Origin of the sequence: Chitinophaga oryzae (assembly GCF_012516375.2) — a bacterium.
GTDB lineage: Bacteria > Bacteroidota > Bacteroidia > Chitinophagales > Chitinophagaceae > Chitinophaga > Chitinophaga oryzae.
On sequence record NZ_CP051204.2, the window covers coordinates 6,012,592 to 6,037,564 of the forward strand.

Annotated in this window: 22 protein-coding genes and 1 tRNA gene; 5 read left to right on the top strand and 18 right to left on the bottom strand. The window is 46.8% G+C overall.

What is annotated here, in order from left to right:
* Nucleotides 1-104: 104 nt before the first annotated feature.
* From HF324_RS23685 to HF324_RS23720, 7 genes are all read right to left on the bottom strand, one after another.
* Nucleotides 105-2,702, bottom strand: coding sequence for an alpha/beta hydrolase family protein (locus HF324_RS23685; protein WP_168860978.1), 2,598 nt, complete (start codon nt 2,700-2,702; stop codon nt 105-107).
* A gap of 282 nt (nt 2,703-2,984) precedes the next feature.
* On the bottom strand, nt 2,985-3,236 hold the full coding sequence (locus HF324_RS23690; protein ID WP_168860979.1) for a hypothetical protein: 252 nt from the start codon (nt 3,234-3,236) through the stop codon (nt 2,985-2,987).
* 714 nt (nt 3,237-3,950) lie between these two features.
* Nucleotides 3,951-5,483 carry a hypothetical protein gene (locus HF324_RS23700; protein ID WP_168860981.1) on the bottom strand — a complete coding sequence of 511 codons (1,533 nt, stop codon included), beginning with the start codon at nt 5,481-5,483 and terminating at the stop codon, nt 3,951-3,953.
* Between the two features lie 1,039 nt (nt 5,484-6,522).
* Nucleotides 6,523-6,756 (bottom strand): hypothetical protein, encoded by a 234-nt coding sequence (locus HF324_RS23705; protein WP_168860982.1) that lies wholly within the window; start codon nt 6,754-6,756, stop codon nt 6,523-6,525.
* A 388-nt stretch (nt 6,757-7,144) separates the two neighbouring features.
* Nucleotides 7,145-7,510, bottom strand: a complete 366-nt coding sequence (locus HF324_RS23710; protein ID WP_168860983.1) for a helix-turn-helix transcriptional regulator — start codon at nt 7,508-7,510, stop codon at nt 7,145-7,147.
* A gap of 186 nt (nt 7,511-7,696) precedes the next feature.
* A complete protein-coding gene (locus tag HF324_RS23715; RefSeq protein ID WP_168860984.1) occupies nt 7,697-8,326 on the bottom strand; it encodes a hypothetical protein in 630 nt (209 codons plus the stop codon).
* 241 nt (nt 8,327-8,567) lie between these two features.
* Nucleotides 8,568-9,524, bottom strand: a complete 957-nt coding sequence (locus HF324_RS23720) for an alpha/beta hydrolase family protein (protein ID WP_168860985.1) — start codon at nt 9,522-9,524, stop codon at nt 8,568-8,570.
* Between the two features lie 79 nt (nt 9,525-9,603).
* Between HF324_RS23720 and HF324_RS23725 the strand changes: the two genes are divergently transcribed.
* A complete protein-coding gene (locus HF324_RS23725) occupies nt 9,604-11,055 on the top strand; it encodes a M48 family metalloprotease (RefSeq protein ID WP_168860986.1) in 1,452 nt (483 codons plus the stop codon).
* Between the two features lie 41 nt (nt 11,056-11,096).
* A complete protein-coding gene (locus HF324_RS23730) occupies nt 11,097-12,659 on the top strand; it encodes a DUF6770 family protein (RefSeq protein WP_168860987.1) in 1,563 nt (520 codons plus the stop codon).
* A gap of 75 nt (nt 12,660-12,734) precedes the next feature.
* Here HF324_RS23730 and HF324_RS23735 read toward each other — a convergent pair whose 3' ends face one another.
* The 6 genes from HF324_RS23735 to HF324_RS23755 all read right to left on the bottom strand — a co-directional run bounded on the left by HF324_RS23735 (nt 12,735) and on the right by HF324_RS23755 (nt 15,831).
* A complete protein-coding gene (locus HF324_RS23735; RefSeq protein ID WP_168805005.1) occupies nt 12,735-13,277 on the bottom strand; it encodes a hypothetical protein in 543 nt (180 codons plus the stop codon).
* Between the two features lie 308 nt (nt 13,278-13,585).
* Nucleotides 13,586-13,963 carry an NAD-dependent epimerase/dehydratase family protein gene (locus HF324_RS33430; protein WP_220101229.1) on the bottom strand — a complete coding sequence of 126 codons (378 nt, stop codon included), beginning with the start codon at nt 13,961-13,963 and terminating at the stop codon, nt 13,586-13,588.
* A gap of 48 nt (nt 13,964-14,011) precedes the next feature.
* Nucleotides 14,012-14,176: a hypothetical protein gene (locus HF324_RS33435; RefSeq protein ID WP_220101230.1), complete on the bottom strand. Its 165-nt coding sequence runs from the start codon at nt 14,174-14,176 to the stop codon at nt 14,012-14,014.
* A 10-nt stretch (nt 14,177-14,186) separates the two neighbouring features.
* Nucleotides 14,187-14,885, bottom strand: a complete 699-nt coding sequence (locus HF324_RS23745; RefSeq protein WP_168860988.1) for a type 1 glutamine amidotransferase domain-containing protein — start codon at nt 14,883-14,885, stop codon at nt 14,187-14,189.
* Nucleotides 14,886-15,026: 141 nt separating this feature from the next.
* On the bottom strand, nt 15,027-15,617 hold the full coding sequence (locus HF324_RS23750; protein WP_168860989.1) for a collagen-like triple helix repeat-containing protein: 591 nt from the start codon (nt 15,615-15,617) through the stop codon (nt 15,027-15,029).
* Nucleotides 15,618-15,746: 129 nt separating this feature from the next.
* Nucleotides 15,747-15,831 (bottom strand) — tRNA-Ser (locus HF324_RS23755).
* A 255-nt stretch (nt 15,832-16,086) separates the two neighbouring features.
* Between HF324_RS23755 and HF324_RS23760 the strand changes: the two genes are divergently transcribed.
* On the top strand, nt 16,087-16,527 hold the full coding sequence (locus HF324_RS23760) for an acyl-CoA thioesterase (protein ID WP_220100821.1): 441 nt from the start codon (nt 16,087-16,089) through the stop codon (nt 16,525-16,527).
* Here the strand turns inward: HF324_RS23760 and HF324_RS23765 are convergent.
* The 5 genes from HF324_RS23765 to HF324_RS23785 all read right to left on the bottom strand — a co-directional run bounded on the left by HF324_RS23765 (nt 16,522) and on the right by HF324_RS23785 (nt 22,194).
* Nucleotides 16,522-17,058, bottom strand: coding sequence for an AAA family ATPase (locus tag HF324_RS23765; protein WP_168860990.1), 537 nt, complete (start codon nt 17,056-17,058; stop codon nt 16,522-16,524). The genes HF324_RS23760 and HF324_RS23765 overlap by 6 nt on opposite strands.
* A 277-nt stretch (nt 17,059-17,335) precedes the next feature.
* The gene (locus tag HF324_RS23770) at nt 17,336-17,872 is read right to left on the bottom strand and encodes a hypothetical protein (protein ID WP_168805013.1); all 537 of its coding nucleotides are present in this window, start codon (nt 17,870-17,872) and stop codon (nt 17,336-17,338) included.
* Nucleotides 17,873-18,274: 402 nt separating this feature from the next.
* Nucleotides 18,275-18,541, bottom strand: a complete 267-nt coding sequence (locus HF324_RS23775) for a hypothetical protein (RefSeq protein ID WP_168805015.1) — start codon at nt 18,539-18,541, stop codon at nt 18,275-18,277.
* Between the two features lie 120 nt (nt 18,542-18,661).
* Nucleotides 18,662-19,414 carry a GLPGLI family protein gene (locus HF324_RS23780; protein WP_168860991.1) on the bottom strand — a complete coding sequence of 251 codons (753 nt, stop codon included), beginning with the start codon at nt 19,412-19,414 and terminating at the stop codon, nt 18,662-18,664.
* A gap of 2 nt (nt 19,415-19,416) precedes the next feature.
* A complete protein-coding gene (locus HF324_RS23785) occupies nt 19,417-22,194 on the bottom strand; it encodes an outer membrane beta-barrel family protein (RefSeq protein WP_168860992.1) in 2,778 nt (925 codons plus the stop codon).
* A gap of 291 nt (nt 22,195-22,485) precedes the next feature.
* Between HF324_RS23785 and HF324_RS23790 the strand changes: the two genes are divergently transcribed.
* A complete protein-coding gene (locus HF324_RS23790; protein ID WP_168805021.1) occupies nt 22,486-24,201 on the top strand; it encodes an IlvD/Edd family dehydratase in 1,716 nt (571 codons plus the stop codon).
* A gap of 15 nt (nt 24,202-24,216) precedes the next feature.
* Nucleotides 24,217-24,972 carry an SDR family NAD(P)-dependent oxidoreductase gene (locus HF324_RS23795; RefSeq protein WP_168805023.1) on the top strand — a complete coding sequence of 252 codons (756 nt, stop codon included), beginning with the start codon at nt 24,217-24,219 and terminating at the stop codon, nt 24,970-24,972.
* The last annotated feature ends 1 nt before the right edge of the window (nt 24,973 follow it).

The window sequence follows — 24,973 nt, forward strand, 5'->3', positions numbered from 1 at the left end:
AAGCTCAAACGCCCAAAATCTCTAATTTACCGTGTCCAGGATTGGGTACAAGCTCAACGCCCTAAATCTCTAATTTACCGTGTCCAGGATTGGGTACAAGCTCATCACCGGTTAAAGTGATAAGGATTGAAATTAATAATCTTCGCAGGTTGACTAATCATCCAATGAGGCAACTTTTCACCCTTCAAATAATATGAAAAAAAATCCATCATTCTCTGGCTATAATCTCTAGCTGCCACTCCGAAAACGGAGTGCCCTTCTCCTTTATACTGCAGCAAATAGACCACTTTTCCCAACCTCCGTAATCCTGTAAAAAACTCGATACCTTGGCTAACAGGAACATCACTATCTTCCGCGTTATGCATCATTAGAAGAGGCGTACTAATCTTATCTAGACGAAGCACCGGGGAGTTCTCTAGGTATAAATCAACTCCCTCCCATAATGATTTTCCAATACGATCCCGATACAATTCATATTGTCCTTGCCTCGAGTAACCGTCTCCGATTATCGACCCATAAGCGCTAACAAAATTTGTAAATCCAGCAGCTGAACATGCAGCTGCAAACTGCTTGGTATGAGTAATAATGTAATTTGTATGAAACCCGCCGAAACTATGCCCTTGTAAACCAATCTTAGACGAATCAACAAAGTCCAGTTTTCCTAAGAGATTTGCAGCTGCTACAATTGTATTAAAGGCGCTCCTTCCTGGTTGCCCAACAACAAAATGAATATCGGGTGTAAACACTAAAAAACCATTGCTTACAAAATATGGAATATTAAGAGGGCCAGCGCAAAGATCAGGAGTTAAATACATATTTAGACACTCGGTAATCTTCTCATACGAGTATATTATTACAGGATACTTCCTACTTGAATCAAAGTCTTGTGGCTTATATAATATCCCCTGCGTATTCTTCCCATCGAGAGTCTTGAAGGTGATAAGTTCAGACGTAAGCCAATTAAATTTCTCTTCAGGACACTCGCTACTAAGCTGTTCAAAACTAACAAAGTCTTTAGTTGAAAAGAGATTAGATGATGTAGTCGCTGTCATCTTCTGAACAACAAAACGATTAGCACCTTCAGCTTTGATTGGCATCGAACGAAGAAAATACTTACTCTCCTCGGGGCCTGAAAAAACTGCCTGTTGCATTACTAGTTTCTGTAAGCTATTTGGTACATTTTCCTCGACCTTGAAAAAACCATCTTCTTTTGTAAGCCTATTAAATGCCGTCAAAATTATTTCTTTCCCATTCCATTTATCAGGAGGAAAAGCAAACCTGAAAACTATATTATTTTTGACGCCGTATTGATCCGTTAAATTTACTGGACTTCTATTTGCCGTAAGATCTACTACATAGATATCATATTGACTGTAGAGGTAAACAAATCTCTCATCTTTAGAAAACCCACCTAACCCTATATTCAAATATCGAGCAACGGGCAAATCATCTCTATCGTATGTCGTCCAAGTAGTTGAAATATTCTTTGTTATGTTTCTTTTAATACCAGTAATTGTGTTAATACTGAAATAACAGCCTAAATCAGCATCAAAATATACAACCCACTTCCCTGAGGGAGACAAAGTATAGGACTCGCCATTCCTATCACCAGACCCAGTCAGATTAATCTTCGTTCCATCTTCTATATTAACAAGCGAACAATTCAAAATGGCTTTCTCATTCCAATTCCACTCCCCCTTATAAGCTGAAGCAGAAAACACGAGTTGTTTGGTTCTTTCGAGCCTTGGATAAATCGGCATATCGCCTTCCACCTGAATTTGGAGAAGACTATCCTTTCTAAGATTCCAAACAGCCAACATAGGCTCTTTTAAATCACTATCTGTACTTTTCAGATTTGAATCTAGGTAAGTCATAATACTTACCTCATTCATCTTCTTTTCCTCTTTCTTCTTTACCAATCGGCAATAGACAAAATTACCCTCTCCGCTGAATATACTTAAATTTTTAAGGTAATATCCACTATTGACTTTCATTTTAGGATACTTCCGAACAGCTTGTGTTGTTCTTTTTCTATTAAAGTACCAAAGTGATGTAGCGACGGAATTCTCACCTCCATTCATATTAACGCAAAAAACCAGTTGATTACCATCTGAATCCCAAACGGGATTAATAGGCTCTGCACCACGATAGATCTCGTGTTCTTTAAAGTCATTCAAATTACACTCAGTTAATGTATAAGTAGCTGAATCGGTTTTTCGCTTCAAAACAATAAAACCACCAACATCACTCATCCAATAATCATATACGTTACTGTAACTTAAACGCCGTCCATTTTCTAGCTCCCGAACCGATAACTGTTTCACATCTGCATTGACATTCTGATATACAAGTAAACTCGAATTCTTTCCCTTAACGACTTTAAACCCCTGTACTCCAGGAATAATTTCTACATTATATGAATCTAAGGAAACTATGGAGAGATTCTTTCCTGGCTCCATACATAAAAAGTACCTATTGTTCGGAGAGAAGGTGCAATTCCCAGGACTAACATTCTCAAACTCCATCTGAAACAAAGTGTCCAAGGACTTCAGGACGATGGTCATAGCACCTTCCTTGGGTTTATTAACCACCGCATAACTTACGAATTTTCCGTCCCCGCTGATCACTGCTCCTCCAACGGTTACCCAACTTGCATAATCATCTAAACCCAGTGGTTTTTTTTGAGCATACGATCTATTCAAGGCCAAAATTAACGTTATGACTAACATTACAAATACTTGGCACAATCGTGACCTCAACCTACACCCTCCACAATAAAACTGTAAAACAAAACAATACATATAAAAATGCAATTTAACTTATTAAGTTCCTCAAAAGGTACGTTGTAATAACAAAATCAAAAGAAGAAAGTAGTATCGCAGAAAGAAAAAACCATGACAGCTATCCAGCAACCCACAGAGCTAAATTGCAAAAGGAGGGAGCACAAGCTCCCTCCATATACAACTTTGTTAGTCGCGACTTTATTAGTCGTGGCTAGTAGCAAGTGTCTGATATTTTGTCAGACAAGGACCAGGGATCAATGTAGCATTGATACCGTTAATTGGATCAGCAACGCCCAAAGTGCGTTGAGTCAGGAAGCTAGTTACTGGACAATTTTTAGATCCAGGAGCATCTTCTGTATAAACCTTAACGTTTACACGTGCGCTAGATGCGGTAACAGCTGCAACGATAGCAACTACTGCTACTGAAGATAACAAAATTTTAACCTTTTTCATGATTTTAAATTTTGAAGGAATTTAAAAATATTGCCTACTATATTATGAGGGTGTTCGGCGATTCCCTTGATCAGATTGAAGTAAAGAGGGTACCTACTCAATATTCATCTGACTATTGCGCAATATTCAAATTTCATTCATTACGATTATAGCTCTAGAAGAACGAAAAACTATTTTAACAAAGCTTTCGCCTCAGTAGCTCCAACGAAAACCTTTCTAAGTCGATTTCTGGAAAAGACTGTAGTATGTGGCACATTGCGAACCCGAAAGCTTTGTATATAGACAAAGCCAGTGTCCACTCCTACATGTATATTTTGAAATCGATCAAGTCTATAGTTTTTCGAAAAACTTCTTAAGTCTTCAATCTTTGCTACACTAATAAAGCAAAACTGTTTCCTTTTTAATATTTCCATACTATTAACAATACTCTCTGTTTCCGCACGGCAGTGTTCACAATATGGATCAAATAAAAACATCACAAGATCATCTGAATCAGAAAAATTCTTTGTATTTAAAACAGAAGCACTATCCAACAATAAGATATTGAAAGATGGAAGACTGTCAATTCCATTCAAGCTAATAGATGTCTCGTTTGGTTTACATTGCGACAAAAAAAAGCATGAGACAATAAAAAAAACATGTTTCATTAAACCTAAATTCTGTTCAGTTATAAATATTACCCACACCATCTACCTAGTTAGTCAACGCTTTGATTCAACCAATCTCTTCATCTGATTTTTTCCCCTCTTTGGCTCCTTGTTTTAACATAAAGTCGAGTATCACAAACACAATTACAACAGACACTATAAGAGATAGTATTTGAAATCTTAGTGCAATAGGCGAAGCAAATACACTGAATACCATGTTACATACCCAAAGTACTGCAAACAATAGCCACGTCTTAAATAAATCTCTTTCTTGTTCTCTTCCTTTTAATATAAAAAATGAAATACTCATCATTATAAAAACAGCGCTCATCGTTCCACAAATAATTGGATAGTAATCTAAGGCATTCACACTAACATCGCTAAATCGGGAGGTCACCCTTTTATCACGATAACGAAACCAATCTTTTGTAATAGCCGGGATTGTATCAACATTATATCCATAAGTACCGAGAAACTCAACTGGAGGACTGTAAAACTTCACAAAGTTTGGCCACAAAAACCTCTTAAAAAACGCGATTGGATAGGTCTTAATAAGCGTTGTACCGTACTCCTTGTACAACGGAGCAATACTAGACCATCTTTGAAATTCATCCATAGCGGGTTTCTTTTTAAAACTCTTACCCATAAAAGTTCGGAGTGGAGACGCTGGAGACCACATATACACCGCATTTATATCAAGCATTATTTCAGGAAACCTTCCTTCCAAGGTCCGAACAGTATCCAAATACATTCTAACCTCACGATCCAACTCTTTAAACTTCTCTGGTAATTCCTTCCTCTGTTCCGGAAGCACTCCTCGATATATATACAATCCATTATTAGCAATTTGCCAACCAGAAAACGGAGAAAATTGATATACACCTGTAAGCTTTTTGTACTTTAACGATGTCGCGAGAACAAACCCTCCAATCAAAAAAGCTCCAACAAGAACACCAACTATTCTAAGATTATTTTTTGCTTTTGCTCCTAAAAATGCAACTAAAGACACAATAGGATAGTAAAGCGCATTATATCGTATCATAAAGACCAACAATATCAAAAATGCATGAATTATAGCAAGGCTCCACGATGGCCTATGTAAAAACCATAGTAACGACGTTATCCACAAAACACTCAATGCCAAAAACAACGCATCAGTTGATATATAGTTGGCCATATACAAAATTATCGGATTAACTGTTAGCAATCCCAAAAGAGTGTATTTAATCCAAACATTAATTTCATGAAAATAAAATATGCTAAACAAAAAAAACCAAATGGAAATCTGGACAAAAAAATACTGAAAGACAACTAGACTTGTATCATTAGTAGAGAATATACTAAAAAGTCTTAAAAACTTAGAATATCCAACTGGATGAACATCAAGCCTCGCATTTAAAAAGGCATTTTGTACATACTCAAACGAGTCACCATTTATAAATGACGCAAAGGGATAGTAGTACTTAAAAACAACTATCTGAATTACACAAATAAAAAAGCAAACTGCTACAGCTATTCGATTAAATCCACTTTGCAATAAGAAGCCTTTAAAAGAAGGCTCCAAATTCAATTCCTTCTCAGAGAGATTTTGTCCTTCCATAACTTTCTGGGATGTTTGATTATCGAAAAACCATTAACCTAAAATCAATAAATAATAAATGAGATCCTTATGATAAGCTGTTCAGATGTACAGTCAACATAATACAACCAAGTCAATGCCATTTAAAGAAGGAAAGCTTCCATATCACTTATCATCATTGGCAAAAGGTCTATAAAATTAAGTTGAGGTTAATTAAGGGTTTCATAAAAACTAACAAGCATTTTACACACGTAGCTCCATTTGTCATTTAATGGCTATTCTTCATGCAATTTATAACAGTTCCAAAAACATTCCAAGAGTTTCAGCAAAACAAAAACCTCATTATAGCAACCAAAACCGTCTTACCAACCACAACCACAAACATAAACATCATTGTCTTTTCTTTTCATACAAAAGCTACCCCGTTTGTCAACCGTACAAATAGGCTCTTCAACTGTGGGGCTAATCGACATCCAAGGAAAATGTTGAAGCAGAAACACACGGCTGATTGGGAACTGATGTACACTTAAAAGTTCCACCTACATTCGGAACCATTGATCTAGGATACAAGGGTACGTTACACTTATCAGGATCAAGAGGCTGCTGAATATAGATAACATGATTCATTCTCGCTCTCGATGATAAAGAACCAGCAACAATTGCTGTAACAAATATAAACCCTAATAAAAATGCGACCTTTTTCATAACAAACAGTTTTAACGCGCCAACAAAACATTCAAACAAAATCCTATCAACACTTTATTATCACATCAAAACGGCTACATCCTGTCATTTAATCCTTCAATCATTAGAAAAATAATTGGGAATATCCATATAACATAATTTAAAAAAAGCGTATAGACCAGTCTATAATAATTCTACTCCATATCTGCAATATGCTAACTAAATCCTTACACAGGTAGATTCTTTCCGCTCCCCTTTACACGCCCCGATTTAAGATGGCGCGTAAACAGACACACCTCATTATTTTCAATACCCATCAACTTACCTGGCGCTGATGATACAACCGAAGTTACTCTCCCGCAACAAGCACACCACCTTAATTCACCACTTTTGTTGTAATTACCAACTCACAAGGACCGGGTACGTTTGTAGCCAGAAAACCAAATGTAGTATTACTCAATATAGCCTTTCCGGGAACAAGAACATCACACATACCATTGGCCAAATTACGTGTATAGATAACATGATTATTACGGGCCTTTAATGCAAGAGATGTAGATGCAACAATAACGATCCCAAGGGACACATAGAACATCATTAACTTTTTCATATGTTTTTTTTACTGTTATATAAGAAATAACGATAGACATGTCGATGCAGTATGGCAAATCGCGCCTTATCAAAATCTTTTGTTTTGAACCTTAGTTATGACCTGCAAAGATTATACAATATTTGGTCGGACAGGGACCCGGTAAAAGTGTAGCACCAATTCCATCTGGACATGGTCTGATCATTGTATAGCCAGTCAAAAGACTTGTCATGGGACAATTTCCCGAGCCAACAGGATTTTCTGTATATACTTTAACATTATTACGCGCACGGGACGCTAGTATTCCCGAAACAATCGTAGCGAACAATACAGCCGATAATAAACCTCTGATTTTTCTCATAATTTCTAGTTTTTTTGGGGGTACATTATTGACTTAAACTCTACCCCCTCACTGCCACTTCACCTCCCCTGGCGTCTCCTGGAACACCCGGTGAAACGCCCGCGCAAAACTACCCGAAGTGCTATACCCTAAAGTTATAGCCACCTCTTTTACCTGGTGGTCCTGTTGCAGGAGTTCTTTGGCATAATTCATCGCGCGTTCAAGCTGATACTGATAAATAGTTACGTGGTAGAGCATTTTAAAACCTTTTGTTAGTTTGCTTTCACTAAGACCGGAGAAGTGGACCAGGTGCTGTATATCTATTCTTTTTGGGGGCTGTTCGTCGATGAATGCTTTGGTCTTAATAATAGCTTTCTCTTGGAACTTTGTCAGTTTCATCAATTGATGGTTATGAGGGTATTGGCAATGTATCATGCGATATACGTTTTACTCTAAAGTTGCAATCGCAATTAAAAGTTAGGACAATTTTGCCGGATTTTCAATAGAAACTGAAAGTTTTTTAAGCAACCAAAACCGGCTGCATTATGCTCGCAGCAAGGGTTACAAAGAAAATGGCAGGGAGAGAACTCCCCGCCGGAGCTTGTTGAATCGATAAATACGTTAACGGGATAGCCACGGCTTGTCGAAGCTCAGGTACAGGTCCTGTGAGATGACGTGCCAGTTGAGCAGCACAATACCGCTGTCTTCAAGCAGGCGCAGGGCGCTGACAGTGGTGATCGGATGCTGTGTGGACACGTCTTCTGCAAGGTGACCGTCGCTGCGTTGGTAGCTGAACCAATAATACTGCGCCGGCCGGTGGTCCGGACATAGTTCGGCCATGGGCATGGGCCGGTGGATGCCGTTGATCCGCAGTGGTTGTTCCAGCAACAGGTCATAATAATGTTGCAGCTCGTGCAACGATTCCATCACGAGGGGATCGGAGTGGTCGTCATATACATCTTCGATGTAATAGCCGTTACCGAGCCGTTGCAGCCGCAGACCGTTGCCGGCTTCGTACAGCCCGTTCTTACCAATGACCGGTTTAAAACCGGCCAACTGTAAGATCCGTGGCGTTATCGGCACGCCTCCTACCTCTTTCAGGTGCATCCAGGTGGTACGACCTCCTTCCGGAGCGTCAGACAATAACAGTTCGTCCTTCTCTGCATTGATATCACGAACGAACATGACGGTGGCGTCATCTTGTAGTGGGCAGTCCACTACGTCGCCAATTTTAAACTGAAGTACTTTCATTTGCTAAAAATGATTCATAACAATGCAAATATAAGGGAATCGACATAACAACCAAATTCAGTACAGCAAAGGTTTTGGACATATTTTTTATCAAAATGACACGATTAAAATCAACGTGCTAATTGTATTCTACTTTCGATTAGGAAGACTTACAAAGTGATACTTTTTATGTCAAATGATGAAATTTATTTTCATTTTGATCCGAAAAAATTCTTTTTTACAGGACAAGATAATAGAGACATCACTTATCCATCAAAGGCAATAGCTGCGGTTCAAATGCAAAGACACCCTTCTGACCGGTCGTATCCCGTAGCACAGCCGCCGCCAGCAACCGGCACACCGGCTCCACCGCCGAAACATGGTCCTTACCAGGCATCACGTAAAAACGAAGGTCCTTCTCCCCCACCCCGGTTGCCTGCTCTTTCCACCATCTCATGTGAAACAAATATCCTTCTGCACCCCCCAACACATATACAGGCCTACGAATAGACCTCAGCCATTTTACCGGCGTCCGTAACTCTATCTCGCGGATATCGAAGACACTGTATGTCAGTGAATCTTCATCCGACTGGTGGTCATTCATGATTATCATCGGGTTAAAGCTAAACACCGCCCGGAACCGGCTGCTGCACTCCGCTGTCAACATCACCTCCGTAGCGCCAACACCCACTCCGCCCAGGTATATACGTTCCGGATCTATTCCCGGTTGTTGCGCCAGAAAATCCGCAGCGGCCACAATATCATCCACCTCCCCGAAACCGGATTCCACGTATCCCGGATTACCGCTGCCTCCCCGTAAGGCTGGGTACATCATCACAATTCCGGCTTTTCTGAACGGCGCCCCTGTCTCTGTATCACCGATGCTATTCGTCAGCCCATCGTTGATCCATATGACTGCCGGATGCAACCGGCCATCCTTTGGTACCTTACTCAGGTAAGCCACCATGTTACCCATCGCCGTAGGATAATATACCAGTGAAAATAGCCGCTTCGGCGCAGGCGTATCCACCATATGCCGCTTTCGCACCAGTTCTGTCACAAACCCCTGGCGCTCCAGGACCAGCTCCGTCAACCCGGTATCCGGCGGCGGCGGCTCCGCGGGAAACGGCCGCTCGATCCTGGCAGTATAAAGGCCACCGTATATGCCCAACAGTATCAAGGAAAAGAAAACAGCCAACGAACGATAAACAGCTTTCATAGATAGGATTTGTTGCAAAGGTAATAGGGACATATCCAATTTTTAATATCTTTGCGCCCAATACCTACGAAATAAAGATATGTCAACCTGCAGATCCCTTACACTGTCAGCCCTGATGCTGTGCTGCCAAAGTATTGTAGCCCAAATCAAGCCCATTTACAATTACAAGGACCTTTCCCATGCCTGTTACGAACACCGGAAAGACTCCCTGAAAAAAACATGGACCTGTCCCACTGTCTACAAAGACAAAGAGACCCAGAAAAAATACAGGGATATCTGGAACGAGCGCACCGACTTCATCACGGAAGCCATCGACAACGACAGCTACCTGTATGAAGCAGAGATGCAAACTTATCTTGACGGCATCGTCCGGCAAATCGCGGCCGCCAATCCCAAACTGATCCCCCAGCCACCGATGCTGCTGATAGACCGCAATACCTCGGTCAACGCCTACGCTACCGGCAGCAACCTCATGGCAGTCAATATCGGCCTGCTGGCCTTCTCCCGTACCCGGGAGGAACTGGCCCTGGTACTGGCACACGAAATGGCCCATAATGCCCTTCAGCATCCCGAAAACGGGATGAAGAAACGCGCCGAGTGGTTCACCTCCGACGAGTACAAACAGTCGTTAAATGCGGTATTGGACTCCCGCTACGAACGCCTCACCCGCCTGAAGAAAGTATTCGAAGGCTATTCTTTCGACAGAAGCAAACACCAGCGGTACCATGAAGGGGATGCCGACTCCCTGGCCATCGTCCTCCTGAAAAACAGCCATATCGGGATCGACCCTACGATGTTCCTGCGGCTGGATAGCGCCGATATCCAGTACCGGCAGCCACTCAAAAAACACCTGCGCGACTATTTTTCGGCTTATCAACTGCAGGTGGAAGACAGTTGGATGGTGAAACGTACCCGGGGACTCTCCGCTAAAGCGTACAGCTTCAACAACACCAGCGCAGGCCTCGCCGATTCCCTGAAAACGCACCCCGACTGCCAGGAGCGCTATAACAAAACCCGGCATGAACAGACCAACACCCCGCTGACGCCCATCCCGGCCACCCTGCGGGATAAAGCCATGAAGATGATGGTATGGAACATCTACTGCAACGGCAACATGACCGCCGCCCTGTACCGCATCTTGCTGGAAAAAGACCGGGGCAACAACGACCCGTGGTACGATTTTATGTTCAGCAACGTGATGTCCGGCCTCTACTACGCCGATCAGAAACTGAACCGCTTCAATGCCATCGCGGTAAAACCCAAGGAATACATCTCCGGCAGCTACTACGAGCTGGAAACAATGTTCGAGCAGATGCCCCGGGAGAAACTGGAAGCTTTCCATCATTCCCTGCAACAGGCGCCTTTCTGGAGCAGCATGACACCTTCCGAGCATGGATTCAAATCCCTGATCAACACGCTCGTGTCCAATGCCAGCGACACCGACAAACAAAGGGCAGCGGCCAAATCTTTTATCGTCAGCTACCCCGACAGCCCATACTGCGAATTCGTCACACCCTTTTCAAAAAAATAAACAGTAACCGTTTTCCCATTATTTATCCCACAACTACCATCATGAAACATGTTATCATCGCATGCGCCCTGCTGCTGTCCGTCATCCGCAGCACCCATGCCCAAACCCGCGTATTCAAGGAAGTAGGCAACGAGATCTCCTCCTCTATGCGCGCCATCACCCAGGACGGCGCCCTGGTGGGCTACCTCGTTTTCACTGAACTGGAAAAAGCAGACAAAGACTCGTTCAACTACAAACTCACCATCATGGATGAGAACCTGAACGACATCGGAAAAGTAAACTTCCGCGAAATGAAGCTGGACCTCCGGTCGGTAGCATTCGAACAGGATGTGCTCTGCCTGGCTTACATGAAAAGTAACCTCCTCGGTTATACGTACGACCACCGCAGGGACAAAAAAGACGCTATCAAAAAAGGCTACCTGGCGGTATACACCCAGTTCATCGACCTGACCGGCAAAATGCTGAAAACAAACACCATCAGGGTAAACACAGACCTGAAAGGCAACTTCTCCAACGCCTCCACTTCCATCGGCTCCGGCGGCATGAAAGAATCCCTGCGGGTGAGTAACGTCAACGGCAAAGGCTTCGCCTGTTTCTTTGGCGACGACCGCGGAAAATTCCTCTATGCCTATGACAAAAACGGTAATCAGATCTGGCACAAAAGAGTAGGCCTCGAAGATGCCGACTACAACATGCTGGTCTCCGGTCATGATGTGTACTTCCTGGTCCATCGCAGCGACCCCAAAGCGGAAGGCGGCTTCGCCATCCAGGGTTATGGGCTCGATGACAGCACCACCATCTCCCGCCAATACCTGAAAGACAAGAAGGGAAACCCACTGCGCGTACTGGCCTTCACCAACAATCCTGCCACCGGAAAACCTTATGTGTCCGGTACCATTATCGACCCGCGTAAAGGCAAAGGGCCGGTATTTCTCCGCTCTGTTGCGAAAGGCCGTTACACCGGCCTGTTTACCCTCAACATCGACGGCCGTGGCCGCGACAGCATAAAACCTGTATATACCTATTGGAAAGACCAGACAGCGCTCACCAATACGAGAGGCCGTTTTAACCACAACAAATCCTTTCTGATGGCAGGCCCGTCTTTCAAAGACTTTTCCGGCAACACCTATTTCACCGGCACCGCAGCCAAACGTACCATCAACACCGGCCTGGTGATCGCCGAAGCTGCTACGCTTCCACTGATCATACCGCCGATCTATATGCTAAGCTTAGGCGGTACCCGCAAGTTTATCGCCCGTGAATCTATGGTACTGAAACAAACGCCGGAAGGCGCACTGTCGCTGGACAACAGCATCGCCGTAGCCAACAGCCGCGGCATCGCTGCGAAAATCGCCATGGAATCAATGGACAACAAATCGTACTACAGTCTCCATTCTCCGGAAAAGAAGGCTACCTACCTGATCATCACCGAACAGAAAAACATTACCCTCTATCACGTGGACGCGAAGAAAGTAATACGTACCATCCCCCGCAAGGATGGTAGCATAGAAACACTGATCTTCCCTGCGAAAGAAGGGCATGTGCTGGTAGCGGAATATAACAAGAAAGAGAAGTCAAGAAAGTTCTCGATAGAAGCATTGTAAAACAATACGCCTATAAAAAGCGATCCCGTTTGATAATGCATCAAACGGGATCGCTTTTTATAATTTGTATAATGATCAATACACCCCATTCAGCGTCAGCTCATACGTCGCCTTCGCTCCCGGTATCCCTCCGCCTACTTCCAGTTTCTTCGTCAGCGTCGTCGCCGGCAGGCTCACATGATACTTGCCGTCTTTGTCTTTGGTCACTGTCGCGGTACCAGCGGCGCTGTACCCATACAACACAGAGCCGGTGCTCACTGCGGTACCTACGGTACAATCAATCACGATGATGTTACGGGTAGGGTTGGCCACCGACATTTCGGTGGTACCAAGAGTATACTGTCCTTCGCCGTGGTTGTAGAAAGTAATAGTGACAGCGCTGCCGGAGAAAGCGCCGTAGTTGCCCCCATCACCGGAGGTGGTGACGGCGATGCCGGTGATGATACCATCGGCAGGCGCAGGGGTGGATGTCTGGGAGGAAGCACCTCTTGTGTAAGTGTTAGCTCCCAGTTTCCAGGTAGCATCACCATCGCTGGAAGGCGTGACTTCATTCTTTTTTCCACAGGAGAACAAAACGGCGGAAAACAGCGCCAGCAGGAGCGGTACGGTCTTTTTCATATATTCTTTTTGGGTTAAAATTGACGGTTGTCTATAAAAAGAAAAAAGCCCCGCCATCTTGCGACGACAGAGCTTAAAGCTTGATGCGAAACTAAAATTAAAATCGCTAAGAGACAAATTATTCTTTGGCGGAGTTATATCCTGCCGTCTCTCATTTGTTCCATTCCCTGCCGGTAAGTTGTTGTTGTAAAATCAGGGAACCGCTGCTTAAACTTTGATGAATCAAATATGTTGTCGTAAGCATATCGGGGCAACAGCTCCTGTATCTCGGCGGCTTTCTTGCTGAAGATAGCATAGCGCGACTGGCATCAGGCGTCCAGATCAAAATTCTTAACACATCGTCGCGGAGCAACACTTTTAGTTTTATGTTGCCGGACCGCATCAAAAATAAATATGTTGGTGATGCTCTGTGTTTTCCCGGGACCATAGAACTCCGGGGCGCGGCAGATCACCGCTGTTATTTGTCCGGCGTTCATTTCCGACAGGAGCATTTCCGCCATGACTTTCCGCTCCATCCCCTTTCTTCCTACGGGGGCAAACGGTGTTTGCTCTGTCAATACCTGTGCGTTCTGGGGGTACATGTAGGTATTGTCGAAAAAGACCAGTTTGGTATGATGCTTTTTGCAGGCATTGATCACGTTGCGCATGATGACCGGGAACTGCTCCTCCCACATGCGGGTATCCATAGGCAAGCCCAGGGTAAACCAGGCGATTTCGCTGCCGGCTACCGCTTCCTACGCTTTGGCGCCATCCAGCAGGTTGGCGGCCAACAACGTGTCTGTATCGTTCACCTTGCGGGGATGCCGGCTCACCAGCCTGATATCGGAAGTATACTTCCGTTTCAGCTCTTTGGCCAGTTCTTCGGCAATCTGTCCGTTTGCACCGAGTATTGTCTGCATTTGACGTTATTTATTTTGCCATCTCCCGTATCACTACCTTCGCCATGGCTTTTGAGCTGAATGGGTTTTGCCCGGTAATCACATGTCCGTCCACCACCACCTTAGACGTCATGGGGATAAAAGCTTTCTGATAATCGACGCCTCTTGCTTTGAGGGCAGCTTCCAGGTTAAAAGGTACTTTCTTTTTCCGCCGGGCGATGCTTTCTTCAAACCAATCGAACCCGGTGAGTTTTTTGCCTTTGAGGAGGTATTCGCCATTGGATAACCGGACGTTCAGCAAACCGCCTACGCCATGACAGATAGCGGTGATCATTTTACCGCGCTCATAATGCCCGCTGATGATTTTCTGCAGCAGCACATTTTCCGGCAAATCATACATGGTGCCGTGTCCGCCGGCCAGATAGATACAATCAAACTGCTGGTCCGCGATCTCCTGCAGGCTTTCGGTATGCTGTAATAAATCCCTGAAGGCGCTGTCTTCCCAATAGGCTTTTGTGATGCTGTCCAGTACAAATGGTTTCAGGCTTTCGGGGTCGACAGGCGTATTGCCTCCTTTAGGGCTGGCGATGGTGATGTCATATCCCTGGTCCCCGGCGCTGTGATAGATATGCGTAAGTTCGCTGAGCCATAACCCGGTGGGCGTGTGTCCATCTGCATACCTGTCAACATTCGTTACTACTAGTAAGATCTTTTTCGTTTGGTCATTCATAAAAGAGGGCTGTGAAAGGAGTAGGAAAATTTTGGTCGACTGGTAATCCTATAAAGTTAACGGAAAAATCTCCTTATGATATAAAAAAAGCGCCCAAAAACGATTGTTTTTGCGCGCTTTTAGCCGCTATAGCAGGAAGTGTTAGTCCTTCAGACCAAGGTAGGCTTTCACGGCTTTATAATCGTTCCAGTCGATCGTATTGGATTTCCGGGCGGCGGTGCCGCCGGGAATGAGGATATACCTGTATTGCAGTCTTTTTGCCCCGGTATTGTCGGTGAAAGTGCCCGCATTAATATTGGAGTAGAACTCAAGTGTCTGCTGATAGGCGACATACCGGATGAAAACACCGCCCGGCTCCGTATACGGCAGGGAGGTGATGGTTGGATCTGCAGCGCCGGTGAAGTTAATATACACCTTCACCTCGCCTTTGTTCAGGATGTCGGCAGTGAGTTTGGCGGCGGCGGCAAAGGCGAAGTAACCGATAGTGTCTACCCTGCCGCCGGCGGTGTGAACAGTATCGGGTTTATAGGCTATATCGAGCCAGTCGGAATAGATGACATTGGCGGTGCCTGGTTCGCCCTGCGGGCCGGGATCGCCTTTGTCGCCTTTATCCCCTTTTTGTCCTTGCTGGCCGGCAGGACCGGGATCTCCGTCTTTGCTGCAGGAGGCAGTCAATAATACAGCTGTTGCAATAAGCAGCAGGAAGGGCAGGGAGTGCAATAAACGTTTCATGGAGCAGAGAATTTAAATTTTCGAGGTTTATAATTGGAAATTGGCTGATACGCGCTGAATAGGAGGAACCAGTATAGGGCACTGGTATAAAGAAAAACCCCTGATGATCGAAGACCATCAGGGGAGATGCGGAGAGTCAGGGATTCGAACCCCGGGACCTGTTACAGTCAACAGTTTTCAAGACTGCCGCAATCGACCGCTCTGCCAACTCTCCAGTGAGACCGCAAATGTATAAAAGGGAATGATTTAAAAAAAATTTTCAGCCGGCTTTTTTGGAAAAATTATTTCCTGAAGCAACCGCCCCTGCTGCCGGACAGCGGCAAAAACACTACCAGGCCCGCCATGACAGGATCTTTCAGCACCGGCACATTTTTATCCTTATATAGCAACCTGAGTGACAAGCAATTAGCCTGGCAGCTACCGCCCCTCCCCCCGATGGCCGACATGTTCATTTTCCGTAATTTTAAAGATGAACAATATATTCTTTGAAGGACCTGTCATGTGGTCCCAGATAGACGCCAATATGCACATGCGGCACTCCGCCTATGCTGATTTCGCTGCCCAGGCCCGACTCACCCTGCTCGACAAAGCAGGGATGGACGCCCGCCAGTTCCTGGAACTGCATATCGGCCCTATCCTCTTCCGCGAGGAACTGATCTATCTGCGGGAAGTGAATGCCAACGATACGCTGCGGGTCACCTGCGAAATGACCAAATGCCGCCCCGACGGCTCCCGCTGGTCCATCCGGCACGAAATATACCGGAAAGACGGCACCAAATCGGCCATCGTCAACGTGGACGGCGCCTGGATTGATACGAAGCAACGGAAGCTGGTCAGCCTCCCGGAAGAACTGATGACGAAATTCAAGGCGATTCCCCGTAGCGAAGATTTCACGGAAACTACCTCATAAATTAGCCAGGATAAAGGCCACCCTGTCAGCGACACTGGCAGGCGGCACCGTCATCAGCGTATATCCGTTGCCGGTGTAAGCCCCCTTCATGGCCTCATAGGTGGCCACCGCGGTGGCATAGTCCTGTTTACGTTCGGTATCGCCGCGGTAAATCTCTTCCCACGGCGGGAAGATAAAAACACGCGGATGGTACCGCATAGCGGCGGCATAAGCCTCCAGTACCGCCGGTACCGGCAGGTTTTCCAGCCTCGAATAACCGATCAGATCGGGAATCCCCCGGTCAAAAAATACCGGCTGCCCTCCGGGCGCCTGCTGTTTAAAATCGTGCAGGGCTGCTGTCAGCATCCTGTCACGGAACAATGTCTTGTTGGCCCATGGCAGCGCCTCCCCTCCGCTGGCTACCTGCTCCTGTATGATCTGTCTTCCGGATTCCGGCACCACCGAAAATCCTTTCGCTGCCAAAGCAGCGATCACCGATGTTTTGCCCGCACCAGGGCCACCGGTAAATACATACCCGTTCTGTAAGTTCATAACAATAAATAAAAGTGGCTAAAGAATGATGTGGTTGTTCATCTTCAGAGAGAGTAACTAATAACAACCAATAGTAGTGGTATAAAGATACGTTTTTTTCACATTGTAGCTCAGGGCTATACATAGGGCCAACAAACAATGGATGAAAGCCGATCATCCATCAGATGATGTCGATGGGGGTACAATAATGGGAAAGGATGGGGGGAACAAATAACGGTGAGTTAAAAACAACAGATCACAAGTCCTTCTGCACTGCGTTCAGCGGTAAATATCCATGTTACCAGCGGGTTACCGGTTTAGCACTGGAAAACACCTGCCGGTCTGACTCGAGCGCCTTGATAAAAGGCAGGTCGTTTTGCAGGTATGCTCTGGAAGACTGTTCCAGGTAGTTGTCCATCTGAAAGAATTTAGCAGCCCTGGTGGCGCCCAGCAGTTTGTTCATGCGCCGGAAATAACGCATCTGCAAACGGCCAAACTCAAGATCATTGTTAATAAGCTGTTTGGTCAGACTGTTCATTTTCTTTTCATCGAGACAGGAAAATTCTTCATTATACATCCGAAGTAAAGCGATTCGTTCCGCCAGCCAGGGGCGTTTTTCATCTTCATACTCCAGGAAGGCATCTGTAAAAGCACGTTGCTCTACAGGGGAGATCTGCAGAAACTCGTCGTATAAGGCTCCTTTATCTTTACCAAAAATTTTGGTGACAAGGTCCGGCTCATTGTACAAATTGGCGTCGGCAGTAATCGTGGCTTGGGAGAATACTTCCAGTCCCGCTGATAGCAGGACCATCAACAAACAAAGCATTTTTTTCATGTTACCTGGGTTTTTAAAGTGTTATCGGCAATTCACTGCCCGCCCGCCGCGAAACTTTCATTTCTCAGGTCCCTTTGTTGTAACGAATGCACATCATCTTGACAAATATCCCTGTCCTCGTCGTGAGGCTGGCATACTCCTTTCGCTGCGACAGCAGTTGAAAATTTTAGCTAAAGAATTTTTGAAGATGGTCTGACCGGCCTGTCAGCTCACCTGCCCTTGAGAATGGCAATCAGTTATGAAGTAGTGAGGCGTCGGTTATGAAGTAACAAATAAAATATCTCAGGGTTACGAAGGTAAGTAGAATAACAATACAAAAACAAATTTATTTCCGGGAAAAAACAAAAAGGCGATAAGCCCGGTAATGCTGGACTTATCGCCTCCCTCCTACGGAGAAAATGTCTAGTTAAGTGAATGGCCGTTGGCCTTTAAAAACGCGCTGTGGGCCTCTTTTGTCCAAAGTTGATAGTCTTCCAGGTTAATGCCCAGTTTCTCATCTCTCGCCACCTCTTTGTAGTCTCTGCAATCCCAATAACCTTTCGCTAATTCCTGTATGCTGATCAGCGTAGCCGGTGCGGTGGATTCATACTGCTCAGGATAGCTCTTGTAATTACCAATTGCCAGTCCCTGGATTTCACTCTTTACTGCTTGTACGGTTTGTTTAGCCATGGTTAAAATTTTTTAGTCCGATAGCCAAAAAACAAAAATGACGCCTTTCATGGCCAACAACCGCCTTTTTAAGATTTCATTATCATAATATTTTGTTAAGGGCGCTAACGCAACAGCCCGCTACAACAAGGCATTTTTCATATATACCTTCCCCCATCCACCCCAGTCTCCCAGCGCTTTTGACATGTTTTCCCTCAGCTCCGATGTATTTACTTTTTTCCCTTTGACAGGCGGTTTCAGGCTCTCCGGCTTCACTTCGTCCACCAGCACTTTGGTGGCAAACCAGGTAACATGCTCATGCGGCAACGCCACCCCCAGTATCATCCCCGGAAGACCGGTAAAAGATTCCGGACCGCCGGAGGGAACAATAGCATCGGTATAAAAAGCCACCACATAAATGGAATCCATAATGACCGCATTTGCCCGCCGGCAATCAAAACCAGCGATCTTCCGGGTCTCATCGGTGATCTTCCAGCGGATATTGCGGACGGAATCATCCTGCAGGAAAAGCCGGTCAAACACCTGCTTCTGAGACACACTGCGCCCGGCGCCAAGATCAGTATAGACAGTATTATCGTCTGCCGGCCACTGGCGCGTCTGGTTATTTTCCGGCAACTGCCGCCCGGGCTTGTAGCAAGTGATATTACCGCTGAAATAAAGATCGAAATAAGAAGTATTGAACTTAGGCTGTTCCTTCTTCTGCAGCTCTTTCCAGCTTTGCCCGTCGCTGTCTCCCCACATCTCGTCCAGCATGGCATGCACATTCTGTTTCTTCTCAAACTCAATACGCCCCTTGTCAAGAAAAATAGTATGCTGCGCCTGCACCCCATGGCACAACAATATCAGCGCGATATATAAAAACATCTTTCTCATAGCTATTCTTTTGCGCCGCCACCGGCTTTGCTGAAATTCCATACCACGCTCAGCATACCATAACGGCTAATGGTGGAATACGTATTCTGGGTAATGAAGTTGCTGCTCACGCCCCGGTTAAAACCAATATTCTGGTTCAGAATATCTCTTACCGTTGCTCTTACCTCCAGCGCATCCTTTTTCCCGAACTTCTTCAGCAGTGAAGCATTCCACTGTATCACATTATTGTTGTCCGTAAACACATCTGTCTTCTGCCGGAAGTTACACACCACATCTGTCTGCAGCTGGAACTTCAGCGGCAGATAGACATTCTCGGCTACCCTCACATTGTACATCCAGTAATTGGTGCGGAGCCCCTGCTGAACGGAAGACTTACTGGTGTTATAGGTAGCTTCCACAGACATATAATGTTCATACTTTTTTTCTTTAATGCTGAACATATCGATCCCCATCCCGCCATCCAGACTTTTGGTCGTATTCGGCTGATCGTTGACCAGGTTGACATTACGGTTATAGTTGCCCCTCAGGGAGTATCCCAGCGTAATATTCAGTGGCTTTACTTTCCATCCCATATTGAGATTAACGCCAGCTGTTTCATTGCCGTCGATGTTGATAAAACGGGTGGTACGCTTTCCTTTATCATCTATACTGGAAGCCTCTCCAATGTCATTATTGGTATTGGAATATTGCATGCTCAGCCACACGGAACGTTCAGACATGATCTGGAAGTCGTTATAGCTGAGATGGAAACGGTTACTGAAAGAAGGTTTCAGCCCCGGATTCCCGATCCTCACATCCTGGTCATCTTCATTGGAACGTAACGGCTGCAATTGGCTCATGCCTGGTTGCCGGGTATCGCCATTGTAGCCGATTGACAGCCGCCGCTGCTGGCTAAAAGTATACCGGAAAGAAGCTGCCGGGAACCAGTTCACAAAACTGCGGTCCATTTTTCTGTGCTGATACAAATCGTCCTGCAGGAAGGAAGTAAACCCGACATTGTTACCTGCCTGTATACGGACCTTTTTACCATTGTATACATAACTCAGCCCCGCCTTGTGCGTGCGTATATTAAACTCATAACTGTTGCTGAATGCGCTGTCCATCTTATCATATTTACCGTCGCCGCCGGCATTGAATGAATTACGGTAAGATCTGGCGTTGGATATAGAGAGGCCATAATTGGCCACAAGCGAAGACATTGGCGATAGCGGCTCTGTATAGGTGGCGTTAGCGGACGCATTGGCATTCTCAGTTCTGAATGTCTTGCGCTGATCGGTAAGGTAAGAGGAATCCACTCCCCCGCTCTTTTTAAAGTACTCCGTGAAAGAATGCAGCATCCCGTCACCATCGCTGAGGGTGTAGTTCTCTGCGAGGTTGACAGAAATGGTCCGTCCTTTTTTCTTCAGTTTCTTACGCCATAATAAATTGCTGTTCAGCTGACGGGTATCGTCTGCGATAGACAGCCGGCGGTTGTTCTGGTTCACCAGGGAGCTATCGCCGTCCAGGAATTCAGAAGAGAAACTGCTGTTGGTCTTTTTATGGTTCAGCCCTCCATTTACATCCAGCCGGATGCTGGAGGAAGAATCGATCTGGATCTCATAGCGGCCGTCTATGCGGTTGCGTAGTACACTGTTGTTGAAATGTTCCTTCTGCGTCCGGTAATTGGTGACGTTGTTGGGCAGGAGGTTCCGGGTAATGGTACTGCTGCTGCCGTCCATGTATAGTTTCATGAACTTGTAATTTCCTCCGGCACTCACCTTGTCCTGGTTCCACTTATTATTGAAATGAAGCCCGCCGGTTTGTACCAGCGGATACCCTCTGCCGGTATACCGGCCATCCCAGCCGGAAAATTCACGGTCCTCCCCGATGTCGATCTCGCTGTCAGCAGATACATACCCATCGGCCTGGCTTTGACCATATTTATCCGCCTCCTGCCAGTCGAGACCCGTTTTACCGGTATTGGAAACGATCGCATAGGCTGCCACTTTCAGTTTCTTTTTAAACAGGTTCACCATCGCCTGGTTGTCGTGAAACCCGTTGGTGCCCGCACCCAGTTCCACCTTTCCGAAATAGCCTCTTTTTTTGTCCTCTTTCAGCTTCAGGTTAAGCGTTTTGCTGGCCTGTCCGTCGTCCACACCGGTGAAAGCGGCCTGCTCGCTCTTTTTATCATAGAGCTGTACTTTATCCACCATATCTGCCTTCAGGTTTTTGGTCACCAGGGTGGGATCATCGCCAAAAAACTCTTCTCCGTCTACCAGCACCTTTTTAACTTTTATTCCTTGCGCAGTAATTTGTCCTTTGTTGTCTACCTGGATGCCCGGCAGTTTTTTGAGCAGGTCTTCCACATTAGCGTTGGGTTGTGTCTGGTAGCTGCCGGCATTGAACTCCGTCGTATCGCCCTTCATTTTGATGGCCGCTATCTTCTGCTGGACCACCACTTCCTGCAACAGGCGGGACCGCAGGGTCAGCATAATATTATCAAAACGCACTACGCTGGTATCTGATAACGTCACCGGCTCAACGTAATCCGCGAATGCCGGGTAGGTCAGCATCAGCAGGTATTTACCCGCCTGCAGGTTATCAAAAGCAAAGGCGCCTGTTTCGCTGGTACGGGCAAACTTATACAACACGGAATCTTTTGCATGTAACAGGGCAACAACGGTATTGGGAAGTTTAACGTGGTTCAGCGTATCAGAAACATGTCCACTGATTTTTGCGTGCTGGGCATGACTGGTACTATAAACGGTCAGACAAAAAATGAATGCCAATAGTTTTTTCATGTGGGCTACTACAGGTTAGTTGACTTAGATACTTAAGCAAACAAATTCCATAATAAAATTTAAAATATTAGCCGGGGAGATGATAAACATCTGTTAAATGTAACCCTACTTATCATGTAGGGTTACAATAATTATGTTGCAACATGCAGTTTTTCACTGCAATAGTTTGACAGTGGCCCCTTCCGCAAAAATATCCCTTGCGGAACGATGATGTTATTCAGGTGTTCTAAAACGTTTAAGCAGCAGGCATGAGATTATGACTCCGGAAAAAAAGTTTGTATATTCAACAGCATGGAAGCAACATCATTAAGAAGCAGCCAATGGTTTGCCCGTGATGGCAAAGATGGCTTTATATACAGGGCATGGTTAAAGAAACAGGGCATCCCGGCGCATGAACTGGAAGGCAAACCGGTGATCGGCATTTGCAACACCTGGTCGGAGCTGACGCCCTGCAATTCTCATTTCCGGGAGTTGGCCGAGTCGGTAAAGCGCGGTGTGATCGAAGCCGGTGGTTACCCGCTGGAATTCCCCGTGATGTCGCTGGGAGAAACGCTCATCAAGCCTACGGCGATGCTGTACCGCAACCTCGTCAGCATGGACGTGGAAGAGTCTGTACGCGCCAATCCGCTGGACGGCGTGGTGCTGCTCTGTGGTTGTGACAAAACCACGCCGGCGCTGGTCATGGGCGCTTGCAGCGTAGACCTCCCCACCATCGTAGTGTCGGGGGGCTCCATGCTAACGGGCAGGCATATGGGCAGAAGCATCGGCACCAGCGATATATGGCGGTTCAGCGAAGAGCTGCGTTCCGGCAAAATGACTACGGAAGAGCTGGCGCTGGCGGAAGCGGGCATGTGCCGCAGCGACGGCCATTGCGCCGTGATGGGCACCGCCTCCACGATGGCCTGCATGGTGGAAGCCCTGGGGCTCTCCCTGCCGCAGAACGCCGCCATCCCTGCTCCTGATGCGGCGCGTAAAGTGCTGGCGCATCTGTCGGGCATGGAGATTGTGAAAATGGTCAGGGAAGACCGGCGGCTGTCGCACATCCTGACGCGGCAGGCTTTTGAGAATGCCATCATGGTCAATGCCGCCATCGGAGGATCTACCAATTTCGTGGTACACCTGCTGGCCATCGCCGGCCGTATAGGCGTGGACGTAACACTGGCGGACATCGACGCCTGGTCGGCGGAAATACCGCTGCTGGCCAACCTGCAGCCGTCAGGACTGTATTTCATGGAAGACCTCTATTACGCCGGCGGGCTGCCGGCTGTGATGAACGCGCTGCTCACCCGCCTGCATAAAGACTGCCTCACGGCCAATGGTAAAACGATCGGCGACAACTACCGCCACGCCACGGGTTACAACCCCGAAGTCATCACCACGCTGGAAGCCCCGTTTAACAACATCTCCGGCATCGTTGTCCTCAAAGGCAATATCTGCGAGGAAGGCGCCGTTATCAAACCATCCGCCGCCACACCGCGGCTAATGCGCCACAGCGGCCCCGCCGTAGTGTTTGAAGACATCGACGACTACAAACGCCGCATCGACGATCCGGCGCTTGACGTCGACGAAAACAGTATACTGGTATTGAAAAACGTAGGCCCCAAAGGGTATCCCGGCATGCCGGAAGTAGGCAACATGGGATTACCTGCCAAACTGCTGGCCAAAGGCGTTACGGATATGGTGAGGATCTCCGACGGCCGCATGAGCGGTACCGGTTTTGGCACCGTAGTGCTGCATGTGTCCCCGGAAGCGGCTGCCGGCGGTACGCTGGCCATTCTTCGTGACGGCGATATCATCACCCTCGACGTAGCTAACCGCACTCTGCATGCCGACCTGTCGCCGGAAGAAATAGCCGCGCGCAAAGCGGCATGGCAACCGGCGCACCCGGTAGCCGCCAGGGGGTATGTACAGCTGTACCAGCAACATGTGGAACAGGCCCATCTCGGGGCTGACCTCGATTTCCTGAAAGGCGGTTCCGGCAGCCAGGTGACCCGGGACTCGCACTAAAAACATATTTCCGTTATGACAACAACATCCAAAGTGGCCATCGTTACCGGCGCCGGCCAGGGCATCGGTTTTGAGATCTGCCGGCAACTGGCTGCCAACGGCATCGCCGTCATCCTCAATGATATGGACGCCCCGCTGGCCAACGCCGCCACCAACACCATCATCAATGAAAACGGCCGCTGCACCGCCTTCCCCGGCGACGCCAGCGACCCGGCCTTTATTCAGCAGATGGTAAATGCCGCCGTGGAGCAATACGGCGGCCTCGATATCGTGATCGCCAACGCAGGCATCACCCTGTTCGGCGACTTCTTCACCTACACGCCGGATGCATTCCGGCGCGTGATGCAGGTCAACCTCGCCGGCACTTTTTTCCTCGCGCAGGCAGCCGCCAACCAGATGAAAAAACAACAACGCGGCGGCGCTATCCTCTTCACCTCTTCGGTGACCGGCCACCAGGCACACAAGGACCTGGCAGCCTACGGGATGAGTAAGGCCGCGCTGGAAATGCTCGCTAAAAATCTCGTGATTGAATTGTCTCCCTATAAGATCACCGTCAACGCCATCGCACCCGGCGCCACGCTCACCGAAAGGACCATGTCCGAACCCGGTTACGCCGACACCTGGTCAAAACTGACGCCCATGGGCCGCGCAGCCACTACCGCGGATATTGCACAGGCGGCGCTGTTCCTCGTGTCCGAACAGGCACGCCACATCACCGGCCAAAGCCTCGTGATCGACGGCGGCTGGACAAGCACCAGCCCGCAACCCTGAG

What these genes read in the sequence shown, in the direction of transcription:
- HF324_RS23725 (WP_168860986.1), top strand. Translation starts at nt 9,604, where the DNA reads ATGTCAACCTGCAGATCCCTTACACTGTCAGCCCTGATGCTGTGCTGC.
- HF324_RS23705 (WP_168860982.1), bottom strand. Translation starts at nt 6,756, where the DNA reads ATGAAAAAGTTAATGATGTTCTATGTGTCCCTTGGGATCGTTATTGTT.
- HF324_RS23770 (WP_168805013.1), bottom strand. Translation starts at nt 17,872, where the DNA reads ATGAAAAAAATGCTTTGTTTGTTGATGGTCCTGCTATCAGCGGGACTG.
- HF324_RS23735 (WP_168805005.1), bottom strand. Translation starts at nt 13,277, where the DNA reads ATGAAAAAGACCGTACCGCTCCTGCTGGCGCTGTTTTCCGCCGTTTTG.
- HF324_RS23760 (WP_220100821.1), top strand. Translation starts at nt 16,087, where the DNA reads ATGAACAATATATTCTTTGAAGGACCTGTCATGTGGTCCCAGATAGAC.
- HF324_RS23790 (WP_168805021.1), top strand. Translation starts at nt 22,486, where the DNA reads ATGGAAGCAACATCATTAAGAAGCAGCCAATGGTTTGCCCGTGATGGC.
- HF324_RS33435 (WP_220101230.1), bottom strand. Translation starts at nt 14,176, where the DNA reads ATGCAGACAATACTCGGTGCAAACGGACAGATTGCCGAAGAACTGGCC.
- HF324_RS23775 (WP_168805015.1), bottom strand. Translation starts at nt 18,541, where the DNA reads ATGGCTAAACAAACCGTACAAGCAGTAAAGAGTGAAATCCAGGGACTG.
- HF324_RS23785 (WP_168860992.1), bottom strand. Translation starts at nt 22,194, where the DNA reads ATGAAAAAACTATTGGCATTCATTTTTTGTCTGACCGTTTATAGTACC.
- HF324_RS23720 (WP_168860985.1), bottom strand. Translation starts at nt 9,524, where the DNA reads ATGAAAGCTGTTTATCGTTCGTTGGCTGTTTTCTTTTCCTTGATACTG.
- HF324_RS23765 (WP_168860990.1), bottom strand. Translation starts at nt 17,058, where the DNA reads ATGAACTTACAGAACGGGTATGTATTTACCGGTGGCCCTGGTGCGGGC.
- HF324_RS23750 (WP_168860989.1), bottom strand. Translation starts at nt 15,617, where the DNA reads ATGAAACGTTTATTGCACTCCCTGCCCTTCCTGCTGCTTATTGCAACA.
- HF324_RS33430 (WP_220101229.1), bottom strand. Translation starts at nt 13,963, where the DNA reads ATGGATACCCGCATGTGGGAGGAGCAGTTCCCGGTCATCATGCGCAAC.
- HF324_RS23795 (WP_168805023.1), top strand. Translation starts at nt 24,217, where the DNA reads ATGACAACAACATCCAAAGTGGCCATCGTTACCGGCGCCGGCCAGGGC.
- HF324_RS23710 (WP_168860983.1), bottom strand. Translation starts at nt 7,510, where the DNA reads ATGATACATTGCCAATACCCTCATAACCATCAATTGATGAAACTGACA.
- HF324_RS23700 (WP_168860981.1), bottom strand. Translation starts at nt 5,483, where the DNA reads ATGGAAGGACAAAATCTCTCTGAGAAGGAATTGAATTTGGAGCCTTCT.
- HF324_RS23780 (WP_168860991.1), bottom strand. Translation starts at nt 19,414, where the DNA reads ATGAGAAAGATGTTTTTATATATCGCGCTGATATTGTTGTGCCATGGG.
- HF324_RS23745 (WP_168860988.1), bottom strand. Translation starts at nt 14,885, where the DNA reads ATGAATGACCAAACGAAAAAGATCTTACTAGTAGTAACGAATGTTGAC.
- HF324_RS23690 (WP_168860979.1), bottom strand. Translation starts at nt 3,236, where the DNA reads ATGAAAAAGGTTAAAATTTTGTTATCTTCAGTAGCAGTAGTTGCTATC.
- HF324_RS23730 (WP_168860987.1), top strand. Translation starts at nt 11,097, where the DNA reads ATGAAACATGTTATCATCGCATGCGCCCTGCTGCTGTCCGTCATCCGC.
- HF324_RS23715 (WP_168860984.1), bottom strand. Translation starts at nt 8,326, where the DNA reads ATGAAAGTACTTCAGTTTAAAATTGGCGACGTAGTGGACTGCCCACTA.